29 protein-coding genes are annotated in these 23,759 nt (G+C 56.5%); 16 read left to right on the forward strand and 13 right to left on the reverse strand.

Features of this window, described 5'->3' with window-relative positions:
* Positions 1 to 459 (forward strand): peptidylprolyl isomerase (locus WBM93_RS02370; protein WP_424427785.1); only part of this gene is annotated, 459 nt, incomplete at its 5' end.
* Positions 460 to 922: 463 nt separating this feature from the next.
* Positions 923 to 1,933: a peptidylprolyl isomerase gene (locus tag WBM93_RS02375; protein ID WP_424427787.1), complete on the forward strand. Its 1,011-nt coding sequence runs from the start codon at positions 923 to 925 to the stop codon at positions 1,931 to 1,933.
* Positions 1,934 to 1,950: 17 nt separating this feature from the next.
* Here the strand turns inward: WBM93_RS02375 and WBM93_RS02380 are convergent, their stop codons facing one another.
* Positions 1,951 to 2,418: an Lrp/AsnC family transcriptional regulator gene (locus WBM93_RS02380; RefSeq protein ID WP_424427789.1), complete on the reverse strand. Its 468-nt coding sequence runs from the start codon at positions 2,416 to 2,418 to the stop codon at positions 1,951 to 1,953.
* Positions 2,419 to 2,551: 133 nt separating this feature from the next.
* Here WBM93_RS02380 and ald point away from each other — a divergent pair, with 133 nt between their 5' ends.
* From ald to WBM93_RS02400, 4 genes are all read left to right on the forward strand, one after another.
* Complete coding sequence (ald, locus tag WBM93_RS02385) at positions 2,552 to 3,679, forward strand: alanine dehydrogenase (RefSeq protein ID WP_424427791.1); 1,128 nt, start codon at positions 2,552 to 2,554, stop codon at positions 3,677 to 3,679.
* Between the two features lie 131 nt (positions 3,680 to 3,810).
* Positions 3,811 to 4,782: an oxidoreductase gene (locus tag WBM93_RS02390; RefSeq protein WP_424427793.1), complete on the forward strand. Its 972-nt coding sequence runs from the start codon at positions 3,811 to 3,813 to the stop codon at positions 4,780 to 4,782.
* Positions 4,782 to 4,988, forward strand: a complete 207-nt coding sequence (locus WBM93_RS02395) for a DUF5818 domain-containing protein (protein ID WP_424427795.1) — start codon at positions 4,782 to 4,784, stop codon at positions 4,986 to 4,988. Before WBM93_RS02390 ends, WBM93_RS02395 begins: the two co-directional genes overlap by 1 nt.
* A complete protein-coding gene (locus tag WBM93_RS02400) occupies positions 4,985 to 5,503 on the forward strand; it encodes a GNAT family N-acetyltransferase (RefSeq protein ID WP_424427797.1) in 519 nt (172 codons plus the stop codon). Before WBM93_RS02395 ends, WBM93_RS02400 begins: the two co-directional genes overlap by 4 nt.
* On the opposite strand, the gene rpoN is transcribed toward WBM93_RS02400, so the two are convergent.
* The 5 genes from rpoN to WBM93_RS02425 form a co-directional block, all read right to left on the reverse strand.
* Positions 5,500 to 7,014, reverse strand: a complete 1,515-nt coding sequence (gene rpoN / locus WBM93_RS02405; RefSeq protein WP_424427799.1) for an RNA polymerase factor sigma-54 — start codon at positions 7,012 to 7,014, stop codon at positions 5,500 to 5,502. The two genes, WBM93_RS02400 and rpoN, sit on opposite strands and share 4 nt — an antisense overlap.
* 2 nt (positions 7,015 to 7,016) lie before the next feature.
* The gene (gene lptB, locus WBM93_RS02410) at positions 7,017 to 7,811 is read right to left on the reverse strand and encodes an LPS export ABC transporter ATP-binding protein (RefSeq protein WP_424427862.1); all 795 of its coding nucleotides are present in this window, start codon (positions 7,809 to 7,811) and stop codon (positions 7,017 to 7,019) included.
* 195 nt (positions 7,812 to 8,006) lie between these two features.
* On the reverse strand, positions 8,007 to 8,555 hold the full coding sequence (locus tag WBM93_RS02415; protein ID WP_424427801.1) for an LptA/OstA family protein: 549 nt from the start codon (positions 8,553 to 8,555) through the stop codon (positions 8,007 to 8,009).
* Positions 8,556 to 9,200 carry an LPS export ABC transporter periplasmic protein LptC gene (gene lptC / locus WBM93_RS02420; protein ID WP_424427803.1) on the reverse strand — a complete coding sequence of 215 codons (645 nt, stop codon included), beginning with the start codon at positions 9,198 to 9,200 and terminating at the stop codon, positions 8,556 to 8,558. It abuts the gene before it with no gap.
* A 59-nt stretch (positions 9,201 to 9,259) separates the two neighbouring features.
* On the reverse strand, positions 9,260 to 9,877 hold the full coding sequence (locus WBM93_RS02425) for a ribonuclease D (RefSeq protein WP_424427805.1): 618 nt from the start codon (positions 9,875 to 9,877) through the stop codon (positions 9,260 to 9,262).
* A gap of 233 nt (positions 9,878 to 10,110) precedes the next feature.
* Between WBM93_RS02425 and WBM93_RS02430 the strand changes: the two genes are divergently transcribed.
* Both WBM93_RS02430 and WBM93_RS02435 read left to right on the forward strand, forming a co-directional pair.
* Complete coding sequence (locus tag WBM93_RS02430; RefSeq protein ID WP_424427807.1) at positions 10,111 to 10,473, forward strand: DUF4870 family protein; 363 nt, start codon at positions 10,111 to 10,113, stop codon at positions 10,471 to 10,473.
* Positions 10,474 to 10,661: 188 nt separating this feature from the next.
* A complete protein-coding gene (locus WBM93_RS02435) occupies positions 10,662 to 11,333 on the forward strand; it encodes a cold-shock protein (RefSeq protein WP_424427809.1) in 672 nt (223 codons plus the stop codon).
* A 150-nt stretch (positions 11,334 to 11,483) separates the two neighbouring features.
* Here the strand turns inward: WBM93_RS02435 and WBM93_RS02440 are convergent, their stop codons facing one another.
* From WBM93_RS02440 to WBM93_RS02455, 4 genes are all read right to left on the reverse strand, one after another.
* The gene (locus tag WBM93_RS02440) at positions 11,484 to 15,056 is read right to left on the reverse strand and encodes an autotransporter domain-containing protein (RefSeq protein ID WP_424427811.1); all 3,573 of its coding nucleotides are present in this window, start codon (positions 15,054 to 15,056) and stop codon (positions 11,484 to 11,486) included.
* Positions 15,057 to 15,360: 304 nt separating this feature from the next.
* Positions 15,361 to 15,825 (reverse strand): Dps family protein, encoded by a 465-nt coding sequence (locus tag WBM93_RS02445; RefSeq protein WP_424427813.1) that lies wholly within the window; start codon positions 15,823 to 15,825, stop codon positions 15,361 to 15,363.
* Positions 15,826 to 15,958: 133 nt separating this feature from the next.
* Positions 15,959 to 16,525 (reverse strand): TMEM165/GDT1 family protein, encoded by a 567-nt coding sequence (locus WBM93_RS02450; RefSeq protein WP_424427815.1) that lies wholly within the window; start codon positions 16,523 to 16,525, stop codon positions 15,959 to 15,961.
* An 11-nt stretch (positions 16,526 to 16,536) separates the two neighbouring features.
* On the reverse strand, positions 16,537 to 16,872 hold the full coding sequence (locus tag WBM93_RS02455) for a hypothetical protein (protein ID WP_424427817.1): 336 nt from the start codon (positions 16,870 to 16,872) through the stop codon (positions 16,537 to 16,539).
* Between the two features lie 195 nt (positions 16,873 to 17,067).
* Between WBM93_RS02455 and rpmG the strand changes: the two genes are divergently transcribed.
* Complete coding sequence (gene rpmG, locus WBM93_RS02460; RefSeq protein WP_066741431.1) at positions 17,068 to 17,235, forward strand: 50S ribosomal protein L33; 168 nt, start codon at positions 17,068 to 17,070, stop codon at positions 17,233 to 17,235.
* 18 nt (positions 17,236 to 17,253) lie between these two features.
* On the opposite strand, the gene WBM93_RS02465 is transcribed toward rpmG, so the two are convergent.
* Positions 17,254 to 17,622, reverse strand: coding sequence for a response regulator (locus WBM93_RS02465; RefSeq protein ID WP_424427819.1), 369 nt, complete (start codon positions 17,620 to 17,622; stop codon positions 17,254 to 17,256).
* Between the two features lie 52 nt (positions 17,623 to 17,674).
* Here WBM93_RS02465 and WBM93_RS02470 point away from each other — a divergent pair, with 52 nt between their 5' ends.
* The 5 genes from WBM93_RS02470 to WBM93_RS02490 are packed head-to-tail and all read left to right on the forward strand — an operon-like array spanning position 17,675 to position 21,045.
* On the forward strand, positions 17,675 to 17,965 hold the full coding sequence (locus tag WBM93_RS02470) for a DUF3572 domain-containing protein (protein WP_424427821.1): 291 nt from the start codon (positions 17,675 to 17,677) through the stop codon (positions 17,963 to 17,965).
* Entirely contained in the window at positions 17,958 to 18,635 is a 678-nt protein-coding gene (locus WBM93_RS02475; RefSeq protein ID WP_424427823.1) for an HAD family hydrolase, read from the forward strand. Before WBM93_RS02470 ends, WBM93_RS02475 begins: the two co-directional genes overlap by 8 nt.
* 12 nt (positions 18,636 to 18,647) lie before the next feature.
* A complete protein-coding gene (locus WBM93_RS02480) occupies positions 18,648 to 19,115 on the forward strand; it encodes a RidA family protein (protein WP_424427825.1) in 468 nt (155 codons plus the stop codon).
* Positions 19,112 to 19,870, forward strand: coding sequence for a glycerophosphodiester phosphodiesterase family protein (locus WBM93_RS02485; RefSeq protein ID WP_424427827.1), 759 nt, complete (start codon positions 19,112 to 19,114; stop codon positions 19,868 to 19,870). Before WBM93_RS02480 ends, WBM93_RS02485 begins: the two co-directional genes overlap by 4 nt.
* An 8-nt stretch (positions 19,871 to 19,878) precedes the next feature.
* Positions 19,879 to 21,045 (forward strand): GNAT family N-acetyltransferase, encoded by a 1,167-nt coding sequence (locus WBM93_RS02490; protein ID WP_424427829.1) that lies wholly within the window; start codon positions 19,879 to 19,881, stop codon positions 21,043 to 21,045.
* Here WBM93_RS02490 and WBM93_RS02495 read toward each other — a convergent pair.
* Both WBM93_RS02495 and panC read right to left on the reverse strand, forming a co-directional pair.
* Complete coding sequence (locus tag WBM93_RS02495; protein WP_424427831.1) at positions 21,042 to 21,338, reverse strand: hypothetical protein; 297 nt, start codon at positions 21,336 to 21,338, stop codon at positions 21,042 to 21,044. The two genes, WBM93_RS02490 and WBM93_RS02495, sit on opposite strands and share 4 nt — an antisense overlap.
* A gap of 173 nt (positions 21,339 to 21,511) precedes the next feature.
* Positions 21,512 to 22,351, reverse strand: a complete 840-nt coding sequence (gene panC / locus WBM93_RS02500; protein WP_424427833.1) for a pantoate--beta-alanine ligase — start codon at positions 22,349 to 22,351, stop codon at positions 21,512 to 21,514.
* 101 nt (positions 22,352 to 22,452) lie between these two features.
* On the opposite strand from panC, the gene WBM93_RS02505 reads away from it, so the two are divergent.
* Both WBM93_RS02505 and WBM93_RS02510 read left to right on the forward strand, forming a co-directional pair.
* On the forward strand, positions 22,453 to 23,277 hold the full coding sequence (locus WBM93_RS02505; RefSeq protein WP_424427834.1) for a division plane positioning ATPase MipZ: 825 nt from the start codon (positions 22,453 to 22,455) through the stop codon (positions 23,275 to 23,277).
* A gap of 3 nt (positions 23,278 to 23,280) precedes the next feature.
* The gene (locus tag WBM93_RS02510; protein ID WP_424427836.1) at positions 23,281 to 23,718 is read left to right on the forward strand and encodes a J domain-containing protein; all 438 of its coding nucleotides are present in this window, start codon (positions 23,281 to 23,283) and stop codon (positions 23,716 to 23,718) included.
* Positions 23,719 to 23,759 lie beyond the last annotated feature (41 nt).

The following is a 23,759-nucleotide window of genomic DNA, read 5'->3' on the forward strand; positions in this document are numbered from 1 at the left end:
GGGGCGGGCTGGCCCTATGCAACTGATCAAAAGTCTGTTTGGCCCATCCACTGCTACAGCGCAGTCGGCGTCGGCCGCGACTATTCCCCGGACACCGGCAGCGGTGCCGAACTCTACACCGTGATCGGCCATGCACCGCGCCATCTCGATCGCAATATTGCGGTGGTCGGGCGCGTCATCGAGGGGATCGAACATCTCTCCAGCTTGCCGCGCGGCAAGGGGCAATTGGGTTTCTACGAGGACGCCAGCAAGCGCGTGCCGATTACGTCGATCCGTCTGGGAGATGCGCTGGGCGAAGACCCGGCTCCCGCGTTCGAATATCTCGATACCGAAAGCGAGGTTTTTGCAAAATATGCCGACGCCCGCGCCAATCGCCGCGATCCGTTTTTTATCAAGCCGGCGGGCGGGGCGGATATCTGTAATATTCCAGTGCCGGTGAGAAGGGTGAAGGGGGAATGAGTCTTGTTCCCCGCCGCAGGGCGGGGCCCAGAATATTCCCGCCTTCGCGTCCGAAACCCGACCGACAGGATTCGCCTGGACCCCGCCCTCCGGCGGGGCACAATTTCCCTTTCCTACATCGGCCAAAATCGATTAGTCTGGCCTTATGTTCCAGTCCCTTTCCTCATCCAACCTTCGGCGGTTTTCAGCAACTAACGGAAGCAAATTTTACTTCGCAATAGGGGGTGTGACCCTGTGTGACCCTAATATTGTTCCCCGGCAAAGGGCGCAAGCGACGAAAGCTTCGGGGAAGCTTTCCAAAGCTGAGCGGCACAGAACTGTCCCGCCTTCGCGTCTGAAATCCCACCGGCAGGACTCGACTGGACCCCGCCCTCCGGCGGGGCACGGAAACCTGAAAAAGGGCAAGAAACTTTCTTTTTCTTAACACTGTAAAGTTTGTAAAGTTCAGCAAGGAAAGAGTCGCATGAATAACTATTTTCGATCAGCGCGCACGGCCTTTTGGTCTTTTGCCGCAGCCTGTTTTTCACTCGCATCTCCGGCGCTGGCACAAGAAGAAGCCCCCAAAACAACCCCCGCCGAAATCCTCGCCACCGCCCCCGCCGACCACTGGCTCCCGATCCCGCTCAATGATCTCCTGATATTCACCCTGCCCGACGCCGCCGACGGCACAAAGCGTCAGGCGGTGATCCAGCTGCTCCCGGCCAGCCTCTCCGGCGGTCATGTCCGCAATGTCCGGACCTTTGCCCGAACCCGCTGGTGGGATGGCACGAAAATCTACCGCGTCGCCAAGGATTTTGTCACCCAGTTCGGTGGCAACCCCGATGCCAAGACGCTCCCGAAAGGCCTCGAGACGGTTCCGGAGAGCGAATATTTTAACGCGGCGCTGGGAACCAAACGCGACGCCGAGATGGCGGCGCTGCAAGCGGCGGTCGACTATAGCAATCAATATCAAGGGACCGAGATTCGCCCGCTGATGACAATGATCTACGAAAATGGCGGCGCGCAGAAAGTCGGTTTCGGCGGTGGTTGGGCGATTGGGAGCAAGACCGTCAACGGCGAGACAAAATATTATCCGCTGACCTGCCGCGGGTCGCTGTCGCCGGCCCATTATGATCCGCCAGACGCCGGAACCGGCGCAGAAATGTCGGTGATCACCGGCGAAGCGGCGCGCAGTCTCGATACGACATTCGGCATGGTCGGCCGGGTCATTGACGGGCTCGAGCATTTGCAAAACCTGCCACTCGGTACCGATGGGGGCGGCTTCTACGCCGACAAATCGGAATATACCGAGATAGATTCGATCCGTCTGGCCAGCGAATTGCCGCTCGCCGATCAACCGGCCTATCAATATCTCGCCAGCTATAGTCCGGCGCTGTTGCAATATATCGAAGCCCATGGCGGCTATGGCAATATCTGCACCGTGCCGGTGCCGATCAGGAAAGCCGCGCCCGCCTCGCCCTCGACAGATCAATGAGGTCGATGAAAAAGAGCCTAGTCCAGCAGCCGTTTGACCGGATAGCCGGACCATTTTTTGATCGCGCGAATGGCAAAAGCGCTGTGCATCGCCGCCACGCCGGGCAAGCGCGCCAGACAATTGCGGTGGATATCGTCATAATCGGCAACGTCCCGTGCCGCCACCCGCAAGCGATAATCGGCCTCGCCGGACATCAGGTGGCATTCCAGTATCTCGCCAATCTGATGGACCGCGCTTTCGAACGCCGTGAACGACTGCTCGGTTTGCGCGGTGAGGCGGATTTCGACAAAGACATCCAGCTGCATGCCGATCTTGCGGTTGTCGAGCCTTGCAACATAGCGCTCGATCGCCCCCGATCTTTCCAGCAATTTGATCCGCCGGTGACAGGCCGATGGGGACAGGCCGACTTTGTCGGACAAAAGGTTAAGCGAAATCTGGCTATCCTGCTGCATTTGATCGAGCAGCGCGATATCAATTCGATCCATCGGATAATTTCTCTTATTTTGACAATATTTGTGAATATTATTTCAAATTTCTTCGATTTGAAACAAGATTTTCGAATTTAATTGCCATAGGTTTGAGATATAATCAGCGCATAAATATTAGGAGAATCATATCATGCGCGTCGGAACACCCAGAGAAATCAAAAATCACGAATATCGGGTCGGGCTGACCCCCGAATCGGTCCGCGAACTGGTCGCCCACGGCCATGATGTGCTGGTCGAGACCGGCGCGGGACTCGGCATCGGTGCCGAAGATGCCGAATATGTTGACGCAGGGGCGACGATCGCGGCAACCGCCGCCGAAATCTTTGAAAAATGCGAAATGGTGGTCAAGGTCAAGGAACCGCAGGCCGTAGAACGGGCAATGCTGCGCGAAGGCCAGATCCTGTTCACCTATCTCCACCTCGCGCCCGATCCGGAGCAGACCACCGATCTGGTGAAATCCAAGGCGATCTGCATCGCCTATGAAACCGTCACCGGTACCGGCGGACTGCCGTTGCTCAAACCGATGAGCCAGGTCGCCGGACGGATGTCGATCCAGGCTGGCGCAACTGCGCTGGAAAAAGCCCATGGCGGTCGCGGCATATTGCTCGGCGGCGTTCCCGGTGTGGCGCCGGGCAAGGTCACGATCATCGGCGGCGGCGTGGTTGGTTTCAACGCCGCACAAATGGCCGCCGGCCTCGGCGCGGATGTGACGATCCTCGACCGCAATCCCGATGTGCTGGAATCGGTCGGCACCCATTTTGAATCACGCGCCAAGACGCGTTTTTCGAACAAGGCCAATCTGGCCGAATGCGTTGCCGATGCCGATCTGGTTATCGGAGCCGTGCTGATCCCCGGCGCCGAAGCGCCCAAGCTGGTAACCCGCGAGATGCTGAAGACCATGCGGCCCGGTTCGGTGCTCTGTGATGTCGCGATTGATCAGGGCGGCTGTTTCGAAACCTCGAAGGCGACGACCCACGAAGACCCGACCTATGTGGTCGATGATATCGTCCATTATTGCGTTGCCAATATGCCGGGCGCAGTATCGCGGACCTCGACCTATGCGCTCAACAATGTCACCCTGCCCCATGCGCTGGCAATTGCCAACCATGGCTGGAAAGGTGCGCTGCGCAATGATCCGCATCTTGCCCAGGGGCTTAATGTCTGGAATGGTCAGGTGACCTACAAGGCGGTCGCCGACGATCTCGGCTATGAATATATGCCGGTGTCTGAAATAGTCGGGTCGAAAGCGGATATTTGATGGCCAGGTGGTTATATCCGTTAGTGGTGGGTTGATCCGCTAGTAGCGAGCCAGTCGGACCACGCCGCCTGGACGTCGGGCGGCCTTCGTCAAGCTCGGGACTAACGGCAGTTTGAAAAGGGAAAGTTAGCATGGCAGCAGCAGACCAGAAACCACTCGGTTCCGGATTTCACGCCAAGAGCGAGCCACACGAAATACTCGCCGGCATCGATCTGTCGGGCAAGACCGCCATCGTCACGGGCGGCTATTCCGGTATCGGCCTGGAAACCACCCGGGCGCTGGCCGGCGCAGGCGCAACGGTAATCGTGCCGGTGCGTGACCCGGCCAAGGCGGCCGAGAATCTGGCGGGTGTGGACGGCGATGTCTCATCGGCAAAAATGGATCTGGCTGATCTCGCTTCGGTGCGCGCCTTCGCTGATGCGGTCTCCAAAGATATCGAAACGCTGGACCTGCTAATCAACAATGCCGGGGTCATGGCCTGTCCTCTCGAACGTGTCGGACCAGGCTGGGAAAGCCAGTTCGGAGTCAATCATATGGGTCATTTTGCGCTGACCAGAGCGCTTATGCCTTTGCTTGAGAAAGCCTCTGCGCCGCGCGTGGTCGCGCTGTCATCGGTGGCCCACAGGCGCGGTGGGATATTGTGGGATGATATCCAGTTCGAGAAAAGCGACTATAATAAATGGGCTGCCTATGCCCAGTCAAAGAGCGCCAATGCGCTGTTCGCCAATGCGTTGAGTCGCCGGATGCAGGGCTTCGGTGGCCGCGCTTTCTCGGTTCATCCGGGCGGAATTTTCACCCCCCTCCAGCGCCATCTGCCAGAGGAAGAGCAGATAGAATTGGGGTGGCTAGACAAAGACGGCACGGTTCCGCCAATGATTGCCGAAATTTTCAAAACGACAACCCAGGGCTGCACCACGACCTTATGGGCTGCCACGTCAGCGCTGCTCGATGACATGCCGGGCGTCTATTGCGAAGATTGCGATGTCGCGCGGCTGGCCGGAGAGGACTCCCTTCGCCATCAGCATTGCGCGCCGCATATTACCGCTGATGGTGATGCCGAGCGGCTCTGGGGGCTCAGCGAGACATTGCTCGCCGCTGCGTGATGGCAACAGACGGTCGCAACGAACAGGAATATGCCGGATTGCTCCAGCGCGATTCGACCGGCTTCTTTCTGCAATGCGACGATGGCCAGCGCTATAGGCTTGAACTGTTGCGCACTCCGATTGACGAAGTCGAGAAGCGGGTGGTGGTCACCGGTCGGGTTGGGGTCAATGGGGTGCTGGAAGCAGACGGAGTCAGGCTGGCATGAATTTTGACCGCGCCGGACCCGGCGATATCGATCGGCTCCACGCCTTGATCGAGAGTGCCTATCGCGGGGAAAGTGCCAAGCGGGGATGGACCCATGAAGCGGACCTGCTCGGCGGACAGCGCACAGATGCAAAGGCTTTGCGCGAGATTATCGCGGCAGAAAACCAAGTCATCCTGCTGGCGAAGGATGGCGAGAGCATCACGGGATGCGTGCAGCTTTCAAATATCGCAGAGGGTTTGGCCTATCTCGGCCTGCTGACCGTCGATCCCGCTTTGCAGGCGGCTGGTCTGGGGCGGGAATTGCTGGCGGAGTCAGAGCGGTTTGTCCGCGAAAACTGGCAGGCACAGGCAATCGAGATGACCGTCATCCGCCAGCGCGCCGACCTGATCGCATATTACGAACGCCGCGGCTATGTCCGGACCGGGGAACAGCGCCCCTTTCCGCACGGTGATCCTCGCTTCGGCCTGCCCAAGTCTCCGGAGCTCGAATTTACAGTGCTTCGCAAGCCGGTCTAGGCGGCCTTGCCCTCAAGCGCTTTCTGGCGGCGGCGCTGGACCGAACTGCCCATGCCGAGCGCTTCGCGATATTTGGCCACCGTCCGCCGGGCAATGTCGAAGCCCTTGGTCTTGAGCAGCGTAACCAGCTTGTCGTCGGACAGGATCTTCTTGGGGTCCTCGTTGTCGATCAGAGACTTGATATGGCTCTTGACCGCCTCCGCCGACGCAGCCTCGCCGCCGGTCGAAGACTGGATGCCGCTGGTGAAGAAATATTTGAGTTCGAAGGTACCACGCGAACAGGAAAGATATTTGTTGGATGTCACGCGGCTCACCGTCGACTCGTGCATCTCGATTTTCTCGGCGATATTCTTCAGCGTCAACGGGCGTAGATGCGCCACACCCTTGTGGAAAAACTCTTCCTGCTGTTTGACAATTTCGGTCGCGACTTTGACAATCGTCCGCTGTCTCTGGTCGAGCGCCTTGACCAGCCAATTGGCGTCGGCAAGGCATTCGTTCAGCCATTCCTTGGATTGCTTGTCCTGCGCACCATCCTTCAGTTCCGAATAATAGGTACGATTCACCAGTACCTTCGGCAAGGTGGCGCTGTTCACTTCGATGATCCACCGACCCGCCCGTTCAGCAATAAACACATCGGGCACAACCGACTGCACCGCACCGCCGCCAATCTTGCAGCCTGGCTTGGGATCATAATTGCGCAGCTCGCTGATCATATCCATCAGGTCTTCATCGTCGACGCCGCACATCCGCTTGAGCTGGGGAAGCGCCCCTTTCGCCAGCAGATCCAGATTCTCGATCAAACGCTCCATCGCCGGATCATAGCGATCCGCGTCCCTGGCTTGCAGCGCCAGGCATTCTGCCAGATCCCTTGCGCCGACACCGACGGGATCGAGAGTCTGGACGACGCCCAAAATACGCTCGACGTCAGCAAGTCCGACATTCAGGCGCTGGGCCAGTTCCAGCAGGTCCGCCTGCAAATAGCCGCATTCGTCGATCTGGTCGATAATATGCTGGGCTACAAACAGGTCCATCCCCGAAAGAACGGCTCCCGCCTGGTCCATCAAATGGTCGGTAAGGGTTATTTCGGCGACCAGCATATTCTCGAAATCAGGTGCATCACCACTCGCGCTAGAACCCGAGCTGGAACCGGAACCGTTCAGACCAAGCTGGCCGTCGAGCGCGCCATCGCTGTCGGAAAGGCTATTATTGGAGAAACTGTCCGTGTCGCCCTGCATATCCAGAGTAGATTCGGATTCTGCGGGCCCGGAAGACAATATTTCGTCGCTGCCTTGCGCCGCAGCCTCGCTCGGTCCGTCATCTCCGTCACCTGACTCTCCGCTCTCCGTCGAGATATCACCGGTGTCTAACAGCGGATTCTTCTCGATCTCGTCAGAAATGAATGTTTCCAGTTCGAGATTGGACAAGGTCAGCAATTTGATCGCCTGCTGCAATTGCGGCGTCATCACTAGCGACTGGCTCTGCCGCAAATCGAGGCGAGGCGCGAGTGCCATGGCTACAGAGCGAATCCTTCACCAAGATAGAGCCGTCGCACGTTGGCATCGGCTACCAGGTCTTCCGGACTACCGGCGAACAATACCTGACCGTCGTAGATGATGCAGGCGCGGTCAACAATATCGAGCGTTTCGCGAACATTATGGTCTGTGATCAGCACGCCGATACCGCGCTCGCGCAACTGGCAAACCAGATCACGAATATCGGCAATTGACAGAGGGTCAATACCGGCAAAGGGTTCGTCGAGAAGCACGATTGACGGGCTCGCGGCCAGCGCACGGGCAATCTCGCATCGCCGCCGTTCGCCCCCGGACAATGCCATCGCTGGCGAGCTCCGCAGCTTCGTCAGACCAAATTCATCGAGCAGGCGATCAAGCGTTTCATGCCGGACATCGGCATCGGGTTCGACCATCTCGAGTACTGCCATGATATTCTGTTCGACGGTCATCCCTCGAAAAATCGATGTTTCCTGTGGCAAATAGCCGATACCGAGAATCGCCCGACGGTACATGGGCAAAGACGTGATATCCTCGCCATCGAGCATGATTCGTCCCGCATCAGGCCGGACCAGCCCCATGACAGAATAGAAGCACGTCGTCTTCCCTGCACCGTTAGGGCCCAACAGGCCGACGACTTCGCCGCGCCCTACCGACAACGATACATCGGACAGGACCGAGCGCTTGTCATAGCTCTTGGCAATCGAAACCACAGCCAGACCATGTTCCATGGCATCACTGGCCATGGCCGCTCCCGGATCGGCCATGGCCGGTATGTCAGTGACGGCTGCGTCGTTCATCATTCGTCCTCATTTGCACGGGCTGTATTGTTCATTGGTTAACAGCATGCCCCAATCTGGTCCAAATTGGCAAGCTTTGTGCATGGTAAATTGAAAATGGATTCTTCGCGCAAAAAATCAACCGTCGTCAAGACCGGAAACAGCATCGCTTTTCCTGCTTCCGGAGCGGCTTCATCGTCGTCACTGTTCGGGACTTCAGTTCTTGCGTTGCGGCACGGTGAAGGTGCCGGACACGCGTCCGCTGGAATCTTGCGTGCCAGTTGAAGAACCGCCCGCCGACCGCCCGTCAATTGTCGATCTACCCGATGCGAGGTCGATGATCAGGCGACCACCGGAGAGACGATTGGTTCCCTGAGTAAGCGTAACATTGCCCAACAGGGTGATTAACCGTCGGTTGAGATCATATATGGCAACATTTCCCGAAGCAGTGTCGCCTGCTTTGCGAACGGTGACGCCACCCGAGGCATCGATCCGGTCGATCTCGATGCCTCCGCTATTTCGATACGCAACGGTCATACGCGCCGCATTGAGCACCAAACCCGCTTGCTCGACCCGAACTGCACCCGAAAGCACGACGCGATCGGCCCGATCCTGAACCTCGATCCGGCCAGCATTGAAATTCACCGGAGCGTTGCTGTTGTGACTACCGAAAACCTGAGCCGGAGCAGGGCCCGCCAGCAGCAATAATCCCGAAACCAGGACAGCCGAGCCAGCAGATAGCGAAAGAAAAGAATTCAGTTTCATCTAGGGTCTTCTTAATCCATTTTGTTCGATCCGCAAACGGGCATTGCCGTCAAGACTCACGGTGCGCGCTGTCAGGTCGGCTTCCAGCCGATCCGCACGAAACGTGCCTATATTGGTCCGGCCTTCCACGACGCCACCACTTTTCAACGTGCGTTCTTTAAGGTCAACGGTAACGTTATTGGTAGAAAGACGGTAGCCGCCAGCGGACTCGACCTGCACCGGGCCCGGTATCCGGACACTTTCCTGATCCATATCATAACGGCCTGCGTTTGCTCGGATCTGGGCCGGGCCGTCTTGCAGCAATATCCGGGCTGAGAGGTCTTTCAGATCGACAACCGCTTCTAGCGAGCTTTTCTGTACGGCAGAACCCGCATTGAGCGAAAACGGCCGGCCTTCGCTGTCCTCTCCCCGATAGAGCGCTTCGGTGACCCTCATGCGCTCCTTGGCAACATCCACGCTATTCTTGTCCAGAACGAAGCTCAGTTCGCCGCCCATGGTGAATGGAGCCAGCGCCAGCATCGAGCCCAATGCTCCAACGCCGACAGGCAGAATGAAACGCAGCCATTTCACGTTCCGGTCGTGCTTGCCGTTCGGTGCAGCAAATTCCTGACGCTTTGTCCGGACTAGATTGGCGGCGGTTGACATAGTTGAATCACATTTCCAAAAATCTAAACTTACGACGATTGAGCAAGAGATCAATCCGTTTAGGCATGCGCGAAAATATCCGTTTCCGGCCAGCCCGCCAGGTCCAGTCGAGCGCGATCAGGCAAAAATTCGAAGCAGGCCTGCGCGAGGCTGGTCCTGCCTTCCCGGGCGAGCCTGATTTCCAGCTCGTCCTTTAGTCTGTGCAGAAAGCGGACGTCGGACGCGGCATATTCACGCTGGGCTTCGCTCAGTTCGGGGTTGCCCCAATCGCTGGATTGCTGCTGCTTGGAGATATCCTGACCGAGCAACTCGCGGACGAGTTCCTTCAGTCCGTGGCGATCCGTGTAGGTGCGGATGAGCCGCGAAGCGATTTTCGTGCAGAATACCGGGGCGGCCATCACGCCAAGATAATGCTCGATGGCGGCGAGATCAAATCGCGCGAAATGATAGAGTTTCACCCGATTGCGGTCGGACAAAATGGCACGGAGATTGGGAGCGCCATAGTCGCTGTCGGGACCGAAGCGCACAAGATGCTCGTCACCTTGCCCGTCTGATATCTGAAGCAGACACAGCCGGTCGCGAGGCGTTTGGAGCCCCATTGTTTCCGTATCCACAGCGACGGCGCCTTCACCCAATACGCCTTCGGGAAGATCTTCTTCATGAAAAAAAACTGCCATAGTCATTTGCCTGTCTGTTTGATCGCTGGCGCAACTTCATTCTCTCGACCGTGAACCGACACAACACCCCTTTCCACTCTGAAAATTGGGCTCTTGACGGATCTCCAGCTGAAAATTTGACAGCTCCGCATCATTGGATATGCTATGTGCCGCACACCGGTTGAAACAGCAAGTTTAGTTTAGCCGGCAAATCGCATCGGGAACGCGTGTGCTACAATATGGAGCGTGGCGTTATGGCCGACAAAACACCTGAACCGGCCGGCACCGGATTCGATTTCAACAAGGCGACCATAGTTTCACTTCTTTATATCGCCGGGTTTGTTGTAGGGATAACCGGATTGGTCGGCTTTATCCTGGCGTTGGTCTGGAAGGACGAAGTCGCCGGAACATGGGAAGAAAGCCATCTGCAATTTCATGTGATGACATTCGTTATCGGATTGGTGGTCGGACTTGTTGGCGCAATTCTCTCGTTCATATTGATCGGAATCCCGATTTTGCTGGCTCTTTTTCTGTGGATATTGGTCCGTTCGGTGGTCGCATTGTCCAAGGCCCAGAAACATGAACCGATAGCCGATCCGAAAACCTGGCTCTTCTAACGACATCCTTTCGAACATCAGAATCGGCCAAGCTGTCACCCACACGCCGATTTCATTCGCTTATTCCTCTATTTTTCTATATAGTTGAGCGGCGCGGCATTGGGATTCGCGTGAAACAATGTTCCGGAAATCGTCCGCTGTGACATTGGCATTATTGGGCAGGGCGAATTGAAAGTGGCGATTTAAGAATGGGTTTTGACAGAAACCGGCGAGGTAGAGGCCGGGATAAACGCGACGGCTTCGGTGACGAAAACTTCGATGGATATCAAGGTGACAACGGTCCGCCCGTAGAAAGATATACGCGGCCAGACAGTGATTCGGGCGGCGCCAGACGGGGCGGCGGCATGCCGGATCAGGTGGTTGGCGAAAGCACCGGAACCGTAAAATTTTTCAACGCGCAAAAAGGTTTTGGCTTCATCGTGCAAGACGGCGGCGGCGAAGACGTTTTTGTCCATATAAGCCAGGTCGAACGCGCGGGGCTGAAAGGTCTCGCAGAAGGTCAGACATTGCGGTTTTCGCTGGTTGATCGTGGCGGCAAGGTTTCGGCATCGGATATTCAGATCGAAGGCGATCTGATCGAAGTTCCGGATAGCGGAGGAAGTCCCCGTGAAGATCGCAGCGGCGGAGCCCCTCGCAGGGAGCTTACCGGCGAGAAGGCCACCGGCACGGTGAAATTTTTCAACGGCAGCAAAGGCTTTGGATTCATTCAGCGCGATGATGGACAGCCGGATGCATTTGTCCATATTTCAGCCGTAGAACGTGCTGGCCTGAGCGGACTGGAAGAAGGCGACAAGCTGGAATTCGAGCTGGAAGTGGATCAACGCGGAAAGACTGCGGCGGTAAATCTGACCGCAAAATAGCGGATTAGATCATATCCAAAAGATCTTGAGTGGCGGGCCTTTGGGCCCGCTATTTTTTTGCGCGCTTGCCGCTGGTTGGAACGACCCGATCAAACGAGCACAGAAAAGCCCGCCGAACGTGTCCGGCGGGCTTTTCAGGCTATTCGGTTTCTAGAAGCGGAAGGTAACTGCGCCGGAATAAACCTGGCTGGACACATCCGACCGGCCGACCGTCGAATCGGCGGACAGGTCAAACGACATGTTACCAGCATTGTAACGCAGGCCAACACCGACTTCGCCCCAGTTCTTATCAGAGTTAACCAGCTGAAACGGAACCACGGCCCCGTTGCCGCCGACGAAATTCGCGGCAAAGGCATTCGGATTATCCATGAATTCATGAACATAGTTCAACGATGCGCGCAGTTGCAGTTTCTTACCCGGTTTCGATTTGAACTCTACGCCCGCCAATCCCTGAATGCTGGCATAGTCTGGCCGGTTAATCGCCAACGCCGGGCCGCCGCCCTGTTCATTCACGTCACTGAAGTTGATCTTCGCCGCCCTGGCACGGATACCCGGAGCAACGATAGCTTCGAGAAGATTCAACTCTTTCGACAATCCAATCTCGGACCCGAATACCAAGCTGTCATCGTCAGTCGTCAGACTGAAAGCCTGGGCGCCGAGAGCCACGTTGCGCATTGTCTCGACATTATATGTGCCAAGCGTCACCCGCGCGTCGAATACCAGATCGCCAAAGGTCTTGCCGCGTCCGTAGATCGTGCCCATGATAGCCTTTGACTGCGCCGTATTGCCCAGAGCAACCGTTGCATCAACATCCGAATAATAAGCCGACAGTCCGATGAAAGATGACTCATCGAGATAATATTCCAGGCCACCGGCAATGAAGAAGCCGTCGAATTCGTCTTCTCCGTCAGCACCTGAGCCAGGATTGCGAAGCGGCATGGATCCGCCATCACCGTTTACGAAACCACCGGCCAGATAGATTGCCATATCCTCGTTGACACCGCCCGAGCGGACTTCGGTATCGTCGGCACTGACAGCTGCATCACTCAGGACAGCGGAGCCGTTAACGGCAAACCCGCCCAGAGACGCTGCGGCCAGTTGCATCGGACGACCGATAACAGCGACCGTGCCGCCATTCGAAGAACGGTCTGCCAAGCTAGCTCTGTTGCGATGGAAATCGGCAACATTGCCAAGGAAACCGCGACCCATGGACTGGACGGTCGACTCGGTTGTCGGTGCCCAGCTGTCAAAAGTCGCCTGGATGGTTCCTGCACTGGCGAAGTCGAGGAACGAGAAAAGCCCAGCCGTAGCCGCATTTCCGCGATTGCGATCCATCAAGGCCGCATAGCTCACCTGCAGCGGATTATTGCCGTCCACTACGTTTTGATAGCTTTGGGCGCGAACCGTCAGATCGACTGCATTCGCGCTATAGGTCAGCTCGGACAACAAGATTGCCGACATGTTTGACACACCGCTAAACTGGCTGGTCACTCCGCCATCTGCCGTCAGAATGCGATATGTACTCGGCGTCACGGTCTGGAAACCGGCCACAGGACCCAGCGCGACATTGCCGCCGACATTGGCTTCACCGGTTACGGCGAGAAGATCGGAACTTCCCGATGCACCAAAGTCCATAAGCAGGGTTGAGCCCGATGCAAGAATAAGGTTTCCGTCAATCGTCAATGTTCCAATTGTACCCATCGTGCCCGGTGCGATGGCACCTGCAATGCTGGTTACGAACGGAGCTGCAACCGTACCGGTGCCTGAAAGCACACCTGAAAACAGGCTGTAATCATAAGCGCTCGTCAACAGGCCATCGACTGCGACACGGCCACCAGTCTGGTTCCCGTCGTTTTCAAGGGTCAGACTGCCGTTGGAGTTGATCACCAGTCCGGCAGCACCGCCGACGTTCAGACGATCGATCGTCCGCGCGCTGCTCAATGTCGTCGTGCCGGCCTGATTGAGCGTCACTTCGAAATAACGCCGTCCCGCCAGGATACCGTCAGTATCGGAATCTACGTTTTCCGGTATGAAGTTGGTTGCTCCTACAAGCCCGTTGGCTAAAGTTGGCGTGGGTTGCGGATCACCCGGTGCGTGCGGCTGCTCTTCAGCAGATTCCGGGCCGCCTGCGGATACCGGGACAATGGCAACTGGTGTCGCGCCGCCATTAATCGCTATATTGTCGATAATGGTTGCACCGCCGCTGATTGCAATATTTTCGACGAGCGAAGCGCCGCCGCTAATAGCAACATTTTCGACAATCATGCTTTCGCCACGGATCGCAGCATTGGCAGCCATTGTCGGCCGTGCTGCAGAAGCCGCTTCAGAGTTAACGGCGGTCGCTTGAACTTCCGGAGATGCTTCAACAACCGGAGTCGCAGCAGCTACTTCAGCAGGCTCTGCATTTGGCATCTGTGCTTCGCCAATATTTGACGCTGGCGCTGGCCCGGAACTTTCCCGAGCGGGTGGCGTCGAATTCCCGGTTGCAAGATCCTGACACTCATCACCAGGGGTGGCACCCTCGGGATCGAAACAGACTTCACCAAATTGCGGGCTGTCGCCGGTCCGTCCCAGTTCCTGAGTGCCGGGGAAGCCGTTTACGACATTTCCGTTCGCATCGATAATACGATAGGCCGGATCGAGGTCGGTTTGCCAATGCGTGGCATCTTCCCAGGCGCCGTCGCCAGCTTTTGCGCTGACATAACGATACGGATTGGTTGCAGCTATATAATCATAGAACAAGAACAGAGGCTGGTAGAAACTTTCTGTACCATAGGAGCTGAACACCTGAGGGCCAAAGAACCGCGAACCACCGGACAGAACGCCGATCTGGAGATTTTCATCGGTCAGGCTGTTGTTGGCTGCATCGAGGATCAGCGGGCCGCCGGAGTCGCCGCCGGCTGTCGTCGCTTCGCGAACACGGGGCTCATCCTTGTAAAGATTGAAATCGAACGGGTTGGTTTTGTTCGGATCATCAAAGTCGAGACGATAAAGAACCTGCGGCAAATCGCCAAATGGCTGGCCAAACAGGAACTGGTTACGGTCATCAAAGGATGTCAGCGAGCCGAGCATATTTTCCGCTGCGCGACGCCGCCAGTCGATGCCTTGGGACGCACCGGTTGTACCGCTGCCCGAGCGACCATAGCCGGTAATGTTTACATGATAGCCCGTGCCATCGGCGTCGCTGATCGAGTCAGGCGTAGGCAGCGGCGAGAAAAGCAGCGCCCAGGTCGGGATATTCCGCGCCGGATCGTCAAGAGCAGCGAGTGCGATATCGGCTTCGAGGAATCCAAAGGCATTCGGGTCCACAAGGGAATCGGGATTATAGTAGATCTGGCTGATATTGTAGACAAACAGATCAGGGTTGGACGAGAAGCCGTTGTTGATCCAGTTGATAAAGCCGGGCAGCGCATTGTCATCAAACGAGAATGCCGAACGAAGACCGCTTTCGGCAAAATCGCTCTCGGGGTTGCTGTTCACACAGTGAGCCGCAAACAATACCGTACGCGGGTTGATCAGGGTACCGGAACAGACAAAGCCGTCGTTGCGGAAAAACATGCCAACGCCGTTGGCGCCGGTTTCATCAATAATCTCCGTGGGCGTGAAATTATCATTGGGCACAATCGCCTGCGCAGGTGTTGCCAATGCGAGCGTAGCAATCGCCCCTGTCGCTGCAGTACGCAGAAGTACAGATCGTGTGGCTTGTCCGAAGTTATTGATCATGGAAGAATGTCCCCTAAAATATTCAGCCCGAATAGACTCAAGTCGGCAACTTGCTTGATGTCGCTGTCAGAATCAAAGTGAAATTTGTTCAACATATTAACAAATAATGAAGAAACGCAGGTTTTCTGGGATTCTTTGGATAAAAAAAATAGGACTTTGGTTACATATGTGGTGCTTGGGCAACAGGTTTTGGCCGATTTTGGCCGAATATTCCTCCCACTGGATTACATTTGCGGGCATATGGCGGGGAGTCGAGTCGGTTGATAAGTTCAATATCGTTCCGCGGACATTGATTGATCTTTGCTTAGTCTTTCTGCGAAATCTCCAACAGGAACCATGCGCGTTCTTCCGCCTGGTCGGTCCAGTCATCCAAAAGGCCATCGCTTGCATTGTCGCCAGCCTCTGATGCCAGTTCCTTTGCCTCACGCAATTTCGCCACGAGTTTTAGATTGTCCGAACGCAGCTCGTCCAGCATGTCTGCCGCCGCGACCTTTATGTCATCATTATCGGCAATCCTCTGGCGCTTGGATATGTCGCCGATCGAAGTGAGCGTACGATGCCCGTTTTTGCGGACACGCTCGGCGATCAGGTCGGTGGTTCCGAGAATCTGCGCCGCATGATCGTCAAACATCAGATGATAATCACGGAAATGGGGGCCCGAAACATGCCAGTGAAAATTTTTGGTCTTGAGATAGAGTGCGAAGCTGTCGGCCAGTATGCCGTTCAGGGCTTCTGCTATTGCTTTTTTGGCATTGTCACCGGTGGTCATCGTCTGGCTCCTGTTCGTTTTGCGATTTCAGGAGGAATACAAGCCTTGCGAATCTTTTCCCAATGGGAAAAATGGTTGTTACAAATCGAGAGTATCGATCAATATGGACTTATCAAGAAAGTCGCTGGCTTAGTTAGAAAATACCCCATGCGCTGAGCGCCAAAATGCTGCCGATCACAAGGAAGGCCGCACCACCGACAAACCGGACCGCCTTAATCGGAATTGCTGCGGCTAGTCGCCGGTGCAAAAGGACGGCGGGTACACAGGCGATCATCACCCCCAACCATCCACCGGCAGCAGCAAATACCCCCATGTCCGTTCGCGCAGCCGTCGCCGCCAGAATGAACTGGCCCTTGTCACCAAGCTGCAGGATGAAAAGCCCCAGAAACGATGTCCAGAACGGCCCGAAAGTCCAGTCTTCCAGCAAGTCGGTCGGTCGGCGCCATGCGACCATGCCAAGCCCGGCAAAAACCAGCGACAGAGCATAAAAAATCTGCAAGGGGTCTTCGCTGATCCACTGGTTGATTGCAGATCCGGCGATTGCCGAAATCATGCAATTGCACAGGGTCGCGAGGCCCAAACCCCAGATAATCGGCGAAACACGGCCGTATCTCATCGCCAGTGCGGCACAGAGAATCTGCGGCCGGTCGCCAAATTCTGCGAGGGCCATGGCAAAAAGGGAAGTTAGAAACGCATCCACAGACTGCGCGGCTAGGGCTGGCCGCCCAGACGAAGCGCGACGTTGGCCATCAGCGCTTCGGTCATTGAAGCGCTGATCTGGGGGCAGTCCAGTGTCGCGCGCATCGCTTCAAGATAGAAGCGCGCTACGGTTGTGGCTCCGCCGTTGCTTATGGCAGGCTGCAAGGCGGCTTCCAATGCGCAGCTGAGATCATGGAGCGCGGTCAGATGATGTTGTGTTGCCTTTTGCCGGACATGATCCAGATGCATCAGAAACTGGACCGGATGCCGCACAACCAGTTCAGCCGGCAACTCGTCGAGCAAAGTCTGCATCTCGGCTTGCACAAATAGATTCTGATCGTGGTTCATCGCAAATGCCTTTGTTTCAAGGCGATCATGCAAAAACATGGTTAAGAAGTCGTCAACGGAACCAAGTTTTCCCGCCAAAAGGCCTGGCAGGCTTTTTCTTGACATTCCCCGGCAGTTTCACCATTAGCGCGGTGAACGGATGCGGCGCCTATGCGTCGCTGTTTTTATTTCAGCTTCTGCCTTAAGGAATGCACCATGGCGAAACCAGCCAATGTAAAGATCAAACTCGTCAGCACAGCAGACACCGGCTTCTTCTATGTAACCCGGAAAAATCCGCGGAATCTCACCGAAAAAATGGTGCAACGCAAATATGATCCGGTAGTCCGCAAGCATGTCGAATTCAAAGAAGCCAAAATCAAATAAGCGGACTTTGTTCTGACTTTAATGGTGCAAAACTTTTTGCACCGATTCGATGAATTTCGCGACCGATATGGGCTTTGAGACATAGGCTTCGGCCCCGGCGCTCAATATTCGGTCTTCATCGCCTTTTCCGGCATAAGCGGTCACGGCCATGATCGGTATGATCTTGAGCTGACTGTCTTTCTTGATCTGCTCGATCAGTTCCAGACCGCTGACATGGGGTAACTGGATATCCATCACGATCAGGTTCGGTACGAAGCGACGCGCCGTTTCGAGCACTTCCCGGCCATCGCTGACCGGTTCAACTACAAAAGCATGGGCCCGCAGCAGATCGCAAAATAGCTTGAGGTTCAACTCATTGTCCTCAACGACCAACACTCTTTTTGCCACGACCGGATTTGCCCTTTCAAACTTGCTGCCGACCCATTAGGCGAAAGCGGCAATGGAAACAAATCCCAATCTCGGACCCGATGCCGATATCATCGCCTTGCAGGCACTCGGCTGGGTGCTGCAGGACCAAGACCGGGCGGAGCGGCTGCTCGCGCTGACCGGGCTGGATCCGCGCGAACTGAGATCAGGCCTCGAAGACCCGGCGATGCTGGCATCCCTGCTCGGCTTTCTCGCCAATCACGAACCCGATCTGGTCGCCTGTGCGGAGGCCATCGGCGTCGCTCCCACTAAACTGGCCGCAGCAGCAGACCATCTTAATGCCCCCGGAGATTTTCATGAGTAAAAAGCCGCTTCTGATCAGCGACTGCGACGAAGTCTTGCTCCACATGGTGGTGCCCTTCCAGCAGTGGCTGGACAGCGACAAGCATATCCATTTCGATCTCGAGAACGGCAGTGATTTCGCGAAGGCACTCCGTCATAAACATGATGGTACGCAAGTCCTGCCCGAGCAGATCTGGCCGATGCTGAAGGAATTTTTCGACACCGAAATGCACCGGCAGGGGGCGATTCAGGGCGCCGTAGAGTCGATCAACAAGCTCGGTGAAATTGCCGACGTCGTGATTTTGACCAATCTGCTGGATGATCGCCGCGACGCCCGAGCCGACCAGCTTAAGGCTGTAGGCATCGATTTTCCAGTCTATACCAATCAGGGCGGGAAGGGCGAACTGCTGAACAGCATTATCGCCGAATTCGAGCCCAGCGTCACGCTGTTTGTCGATGATCTGGGTCATCAGCATGGCAGCGTTGCCAAGCACGCACCCGATGTCTGGCGGTTGCAGATGGTTGGCGAACCGATCTTGGCAAAACATATCACGACGAATCCGGCGGCGCACATGCGCATCGACCTGTGGGGCGAAGCTCTGTCCTGGATTTCCGACAAATTTGACAATGCCGAACCTGCTCCAGCGATGGATTTGAAGTCGCAAGAGCTTGACCCTGCCAACCAAGCGTGAGAGTTTTGCCCTATGACTGACAATATAGAAGCCGCCCTGACAGCCAAGGGCATAGAATTGCCGACACCCGCGGCTCCCGTGGCCTCATATGTTCCGGCCGTCGAGTTAAACGGAATCCTCTATATCAGCGGCCAGGTCTCGATGGCCGACGGCAAGCTGATCACCGGACGGCTGGGGGACGATATGTCTCTGGAAGAAGGGCAGGAGGCCGCCAGGGCCTGTGCACTGATGATCGCGGCGCAGATCAAGAAAGCAGCCGGATCGCTCGACCGCGTCGACCGGATTGTCAAACTCGGCGTGTTCGTCAACAGCACGCCGGATTATACCGACCATCCCAAGGTGGCCAATGGCTGCTCCGACATGATGGAAGAGATTTTTGGTGCCGCTGGACAGCATGCCCGAAGTGCCGTCGGCGTGGCGGCGTTGCCGCTCGGCGTGGCGGTCGAGGTGGACGCCATAATCGCCCTGAAACCCGAGTGATCGGAACGCTGCTAGACAATGCGCTTGCGCCGCCGCCGGCGCCCGGACGTGTGGCATTCCTGAAAGGCCAGCCTTATGCCCATCGCGGGCTCCATGGCGATGGCGTGCTCGAAAATAGTCCCGCCGCCTTCCAAGCCGCGATCAAACTGGGTCATGGAATCGAGTGCGACGTCCAGGCCGCGGAAGACGGCCGCGCTTTTGTTTTTCATGACTATGATCTCGACAGGTTGACCGATCAATCCGGTCCTATTGGAAAATTGCGCGCAGAAGACATTGACCGGATTCAGCTGAAGAACGGGCATGGCAAGATCCCACGCCTGCGCGCGACACTGGCTCAGGTGGCTGGGCAAGTACCGGTCCTTATCGAAATCAAGTCCCGCAACCTGCGGGTTGGTCCGCTGTGCCTTTCGGTACGCCGGGCGCTGGAAGGTTATGGCGGCAAGGCCGCGGTCATGTCTTTCAACCCACTTGTCGGCGCCTGGTTTCGCAAGAATGCGGACCATGTCGTGCGCGGCTTAGTCGTGACCGAGGAGGACAGCAAGAATTGGCGCGGCAGGATCGCGCGTCACCGCAATCTCTGGACGGCACAGCCCGATTTTCTGGCCTATGATATCCGCGATCTGCCATCCCGCTTTGCCGCTGCCCAGCGTGCGCGCGGCCTGCCCATCGTCACCTGGACGGTGCGCTCTGCCGAACAGGAAGAAATCGCGTCCATATATGCAGACGAACCGGTTTATGAGTTGCCGCAGACCTGATAGCATTGATGACAATGCCCGACTCCCCTGCTGCCCCAGTTGAACTTCTCGCCCGCGTGGCCGATGATATCGCCAGTCTGCCGGCGGACCAATGGGATGCCTGCGCCGGTTCCGCCAATCCGTTCGTCTCTCACGCCTTTCTTTCAGCGATGGAGTTATCGGGAAGCGTCGGGCCGGGAACCGGATGGAAATCCCTGCCGATCATCATTGAAGACGCCACGGGTGAAATCGCCGCCTGCCTGCCGAGCTATCTCAAATCGCACAGCCAGGGCGAATATATATTCGATCAGCAATGGGCCCATGCGTTCGAACAGGCCGGTGGCCAATATTATCCCAAAATCCAGATCGCCTCACCCTTCTCACCCGTGCCTGGCCCACGCTTGCTATTGCGCAACAAGAATTTGGCCTTGCCGCTGCTGCGAGCAGCGGAACAATTGGCAGAGAATAACCGGATTTCATCGGTTCACGCGACATTTGTCAGCGAAGACCAGCTCGACTATTTTCGAGAAGCAGGCTGGATGATCCGAGCAGACAGCCAGTTCCACTGGTGCAACAATGGCTACGAAAGTTTCGATGATTTTCTCGCGGCATTGTCATCCCGGAAACGCAAGGCGATCCGCCGGGAGCGAGCCAAGGCCCGGGAAACAGTTGATATTGTTCATCTTTCGGGAGATCAAATCCAGCCTCAACATTGGGACGATTTCTGGGAATTTTATCAGGATACCGGGATGCGCAAATGGGGACAGCCCTATTTGACCCGCGACGCCTTTGATCTGCTGCACCGGAAAATGGCGAGCAAGCTATTGCTGATATTTGCGGTGCAGGACGGCATTCCGGTGGCCGGCGCGCTCAATGTCATCGGCGAGGAGACGCTTTACGGGCGCTATTGGGGCTGTACGCGCGATATCCCGTTCCTACATTTCGAGATTTGCTATTATCAGGCAATAGACGCGGCCATCGCGCGGGGACTGAAGACGGTCGAGGCCGGAGCGCAAGGGAGCCACAAACTGGCGCGGGGCTATCAGCCGGTGCCGACCTGGTCAGCACATTATATCGTCGATCCGGGATTTCGGTCGGCTATTACCGACTATCTCGAACGCGAGCGGCAGGCAGTTGCTGCCGACATTGAATTTCTGGCCGAAATGGGGCCGTTTAGAAAACCGAATTCTGCTTAAGCGGCGCGGCGCGTATTTTCCTGCAGCCAGTTGCGCGCTTCCCGCTGGGCTTCGGCGATTTCGCGTGCCGTCATATCCAGCGAGATTTCTGCGCGACAGATCTTGCTTTCGTCATGCCCCGACAAGGCCGCCAGATTGAACCACTTGTGAGCTTCGACCAAATCGACCTCGACCCCCTCCGATCCGGTAGAATAAATCGCGCCCAGATCAAAATACGCGTTGCTGCTGCCTTGTGCTGCCTCGGAAAGGCGGCTTTCGATCAGAAAGGCGGCGCTTTTCATGCTGTTGCCCATATTGTCAGTCCCTGTTTCTGTCACCGCAGTTACTGGCGACAGGGCGACTTTCAGCGCAATTTCCTAAAGGAATGGTTAACGCAAATTGCAGAATAGCGATCCGAATTCGTCAAAATGCCATGAAAACGTAGCGTTTCATTATTTTACATCGTTAACAGAATGTCGTTGCGGCCTTAGGAAACGGGGATATTGTCGATCAAGCGGGTGCGGCCGATATGGGCGGCGGCAAAAAGCCGGGCGGGTTTTGTAAAATCATCCAAAATGGCTAGATTATTGGCGTCGCGGAGTTCCAGATAGTCAATTTTGTGAAATCCTGACCCGAGCAGTCCCGCAGTGGCTTCCGCCAATATGGTTGCAAGTTCGCCGCCTGCTGCAATCGCCGCCGCCGCCTCCTGCATCAACCGGGGAAGCGCCACGGCATTGCTTCTTTGCTCCGCCGTCAGATAGGCGTTGCGCGACGACAAGGCGAGGCCGTCTGGGTCCCGGACCGTTGCAACGCCGACGATTTCATGGGTAAAATCAAGATCGCGCGCCATCCGCCGGATAACTGAAAGCTGCTGATAGTCTTTCTCTCCGAAAAAGGCTGCATCGGGGCGGGTCTGGTTGAACAATTTCGCCACCACAGTAGCGACACCGTCAAAATGGCCCGGCCGCGCCGCGCCGCACAGGCCGTCACTGACCCCGCCCACGCTGACATTGGTGGCGTAGCCTTCCGGATAGATCTGATCAGCAGTAGGCGCCCAAAGCAACGATACGCCCGCCGCCCTCAGCAAGTCGGCATCGGCCGCTTCCTGACGCGGATAGGCATCAAGATCTTCACCCTCGCCAAACTGGGCAGGATTGACAAAAATCGACGCGACAACCTTATCACATCGTTGCTTCGCCACCTCCACCAGCCGCATATGCCCGGCGTGCAGAGCCCCCATGGTCGGGACCAGCCCGATTTTAGATCCGGCTTTGCGAAACTCCGCCAAAGCGTCCCGCAGCGGGTCAAGCTGTCGAACAATTTGCATGCATCACTCTTTGCGTTTAGATTTTGCTGTAAAGCTCTGGTAAGCTATGCGACGGTGAACCGTCCTTCGCAAGGGCCAAGAACAGGGATATAGCTCAAGAAGTGACCAGCAGTGCGCATCATATCGTCTTCGCCAATGAAAAGGGCGGGACCGGCAAGTCCACAACCGCGGTACATGTCGCGGTTGCGCTGGCTTATCAGGGTCACAAGGTCGCGATTATCGATCTCGATCCGCGGCAGCGGACATCCTATCGCTATCTGGAAAACCGCGACGCGACGATGAAGCGCCTGAATATAGATATTCCGCAACCCGCTTATGGCGTCTTCGAAGATGACAATATCGCGCGGCTCGAACAGCTGATCGAACGGATGTCGGCCGGCGTTGATTTTCTGCTCTATGACACGCCGGGCCGCGATGACAAATTTGCCCGTTATGTGGCAACGAGGGCGAATACGCTGGTTACACCGATCAACGACAGTTTCGTCGATTTCGATCTGATCGGTCAGGTGGATCCGGAAACCTACAAGGTCCGCAAATTGAGTTTTTACGCGGAATTGATCTGGGACGCTCGCAAAGAACGGGCCAGAGTGGACGGCAAAACGATCGACTGGGTGTTGCTGAGAAACCGGACCCAATATGTCGAGGCGCATAATATGAAGCGGATCGTAGCTGCTCTGGCCGAATTGTCGCGGCGCGTCGGATTTCGGATCATTCCCGGGCTCAGCGAACGGGTTATCTATCGAGAGCTGTTCCCTTCGGGCCTGACGATGCTCGACAAGGAGCATCTCGGTCGCCTAGCAACCAGCCATCTGGCGGCGCGGCAGGAATTGCGCGAACTGATCAAGCATCTTGCGCTGCCGCAGTCCGCACAACATTCGCCCGACGGCCACGAACCTGTCCTTGCCAGACCCGAGTTGGTGGCCTGACCGATGGCAGCATTGCTCATATTCGGCAGCGCGATTCTGGCCTGGCTGGTGTTCTCGGGCAAGGCAAAGACAATGACGGCCAACCAGTGGCTGGCCCTGGTGATCGCGCTGGTCGGCGCGAATTTCCTGCGCAGCGGCGGATGGATCATGGGCGGAGCGATGCTTGCGGGCGCGGCCTTTCTAAGTGGCTGGCGGATATTGATACCGGCCCGCGACGAGATTGAAGAGCCAAAGCGCAAACCGCGCAATTTTGAACTGGACCGCGCGCGATCCCTGTTGGGCGTGAGCAACGACGCCGGCTTTATCGAGATAAACGCCGCATGGAAAGAACGGTTGGCCGAACATCATCCCGACAATGGCGGCGATGAGCAGTTGGCGAAGATGATCAACCGGGCACGGGACATCTTATTGGAAGAATTGGAAGCATCCAGCCGTCGGTAAACTTGCCGTGGATACCGACAGTAATAGTGGATTTATAAGCA

Origin of the sequence: Parasphingorhabdus sp. (assembly GCF_049667325.1) — a bacterium.
In the GTDB taxonomy this organism is placed as follows: Bacteria; Pseudomonadota; Alphaproteobacteria; order Sphingomonadales; family Sphingomonadaceae; genus Parasphingorhabdus.

What these genes read in the sequence shown, in the direction of transcription:
- WBM93_RS02375 (WP_424427787.1), top strand. Translation starts at nt 923, where the DNA reads ATGAATAACTATTTTCGATCAGCGCGCACGGCCTTTTGGTCTTTTGCC.
- WBM93_RS02380 (WP_424427789.1), bottom strand. Translation starts at nt 2,418, where the DNA reads ATGGATCGAATTGATATCGCGCTGCTCGATCAAATGCAGCAGGATAGC.
- ald (WP_424427791.1), top strand. Translation starts at nt 2,552, where the DNA reads ATGCGCGTCGGAACACCCAGAGAAATCAAAAATCACGAATATCGGGTC.
- WBM93_RS02390 (WP_424427793.1), top strand. Translation starts at nt 3,811, where the DNA reads ATGGCAGCAGCAGACCAGAAACCACTCGGTTCCGGATTTCACGCCAAG.
- WBM93_RS02395 (WP_424427795.1), top strand. Translation starts at nt 4,782, where the DNA reads ATGGCAACAGACGGTCGCAACGAACAGGAATATGCCGGATTGCTCCAG.
- WBM93_RS02400 (WP_424427797.1), top strand. Translation starts at nt 4,985, where the DNA reads ATGAATTTTGACCGCGCCGGACCCGGCGATATCGATCGGCTCCACGCC.
- rpoN (WP_424427799.1), bottom strand. Translation starts at nt 7,014, where the DNA reads ATGGCACTCGCGCCTCGCCTCGATTTGCGGCAGAGCCAGTCGCTAGTG.
- lptB (WP_424427862.1), bottom strand. Translation starts at nt 7,811, where the DNA reads ATGAACGACGCAGCCGTCACTGACATACCGGCCATGGCCGATCCGGGA.
- WBM93_RS02415 (WP_424427801.1), bottom strand. Translation starts at nt 8,555, where the DNA reads ATGAAACTGAATTCTTTTCTTTCGCTATCTGCTGGCTCGGCTGTCCTG.
- lptC (WP_424427803.1), bottom strand. Translation starts at nt 9,200, where the DNA reads ATGTCAACCGCCGCCAATCTAGTCCGGACAAAGCGTCAGGAATTTGCT.
- WBM93_RS02425 (WP_424427805.1), bottom strand. Translation starts at nt 9,877, where the DNA reads ATGGCAGTTTTTTTTCATGAAGAAGATCTTCCCGAAGGCGTATTGGGT.
- WBM93_RS02430 (WP_424427807.1), top strand. Translation starts at nt 10,111, where the DNA reads ATGGCCGACAAAACACCTGAACCGGCCGGCACCGGATTCGATTTCAAC.
- WBM93_RS02435 (WP_424427809.1), top strand. Translation starts at nt 10,662, where the DNA reads ATGGGTTTTGACAGAAACCGGCGAGGTAGAGGCCGGGATAAACGCGAC.
- WBM93_RS02440 (WP_424427811.1), bottom strand. Translation starts at nt 15,056, where the DNA reads ATGATCAATAACTTCGGACAAGCCACACGATCTGTACTTCTGCGTACT.
- WBM93_RS02445 (WP_424427813.1), bottom strand. Translation starts at nt 15,825, where the DNA reads ATGACCACCGGTGACAATGCCAAAAAAGCAATAGCAGAAGCCCTGAAC.
- WBM93_RS02455 (WP_424427817.1), bottom strand. Translation starts at nt 16,872, where the DNA reads ATGAACCACGATCAGAATCTATTTGTGCAAGCCGAGATGCAGACTTTG.
- rpmG (WP_066741431.1), top strand. Translation starts at nt 17,068, where the DNA reads ATGGCGAAACCAGCCAATGTAAAGATCAAACTCGTCAGCACAGCAGAC.
- WBM93_RS02470 (WP_424427821.1), top strand. Translation starts at nt 17,675, where the DNA reads ATGGAAACAAATCCCAATCTCGGACCCGATGCCGATATCATCGCCTTG.
- WBM93_RS02475 (WP_424427823.1), top strand. Translation starts at nt 17,958, where the DNA reads ATGAGTAAAAAGCCGCTTCTGATCAGCGACTGCGACGAAGTCTTGCTC.
- WBM93_RS02480 (WP_424427825.1), top strand. Translation starts at nt 18,648, where the DNA reads ATGACTGACAATATAGAAGCCGCCCTGACAGCCAAGGGCATAGAATTG.
- WBM93_RS02490 (WP_424427829.1), top strand. Translation starts at nt 19,879, where the DNA reads ATGACAATGCCCGACTCCCCTGCTGCCCCAGTTGAACTTCTCGCCCGC.
- WBM93_RS02495 (WP_424427831.1), bottom strand. Translation starts at nt 21,338, where the DNA reads ATGGGCAACAGCATGAAAAGCGCCGCCTTTCTGATCGAAAGCCGCCTT.
- panC (WP_424427833.1), bottom strand. Translation starts at nt 22,351, where the DNA reads ATGCAAATTGTTCGACAGCTTGACCCGCTGCGGGACGCTTTGGCGGAG.
- WBM93_RS02510 (WP_424427836.1), top strand. Translation starts at nt 23,281, where the DNA reads ATGGCAGCATTGCTCATATTCGGCAGCGCGATTCTGGCCTGGCTGGTG.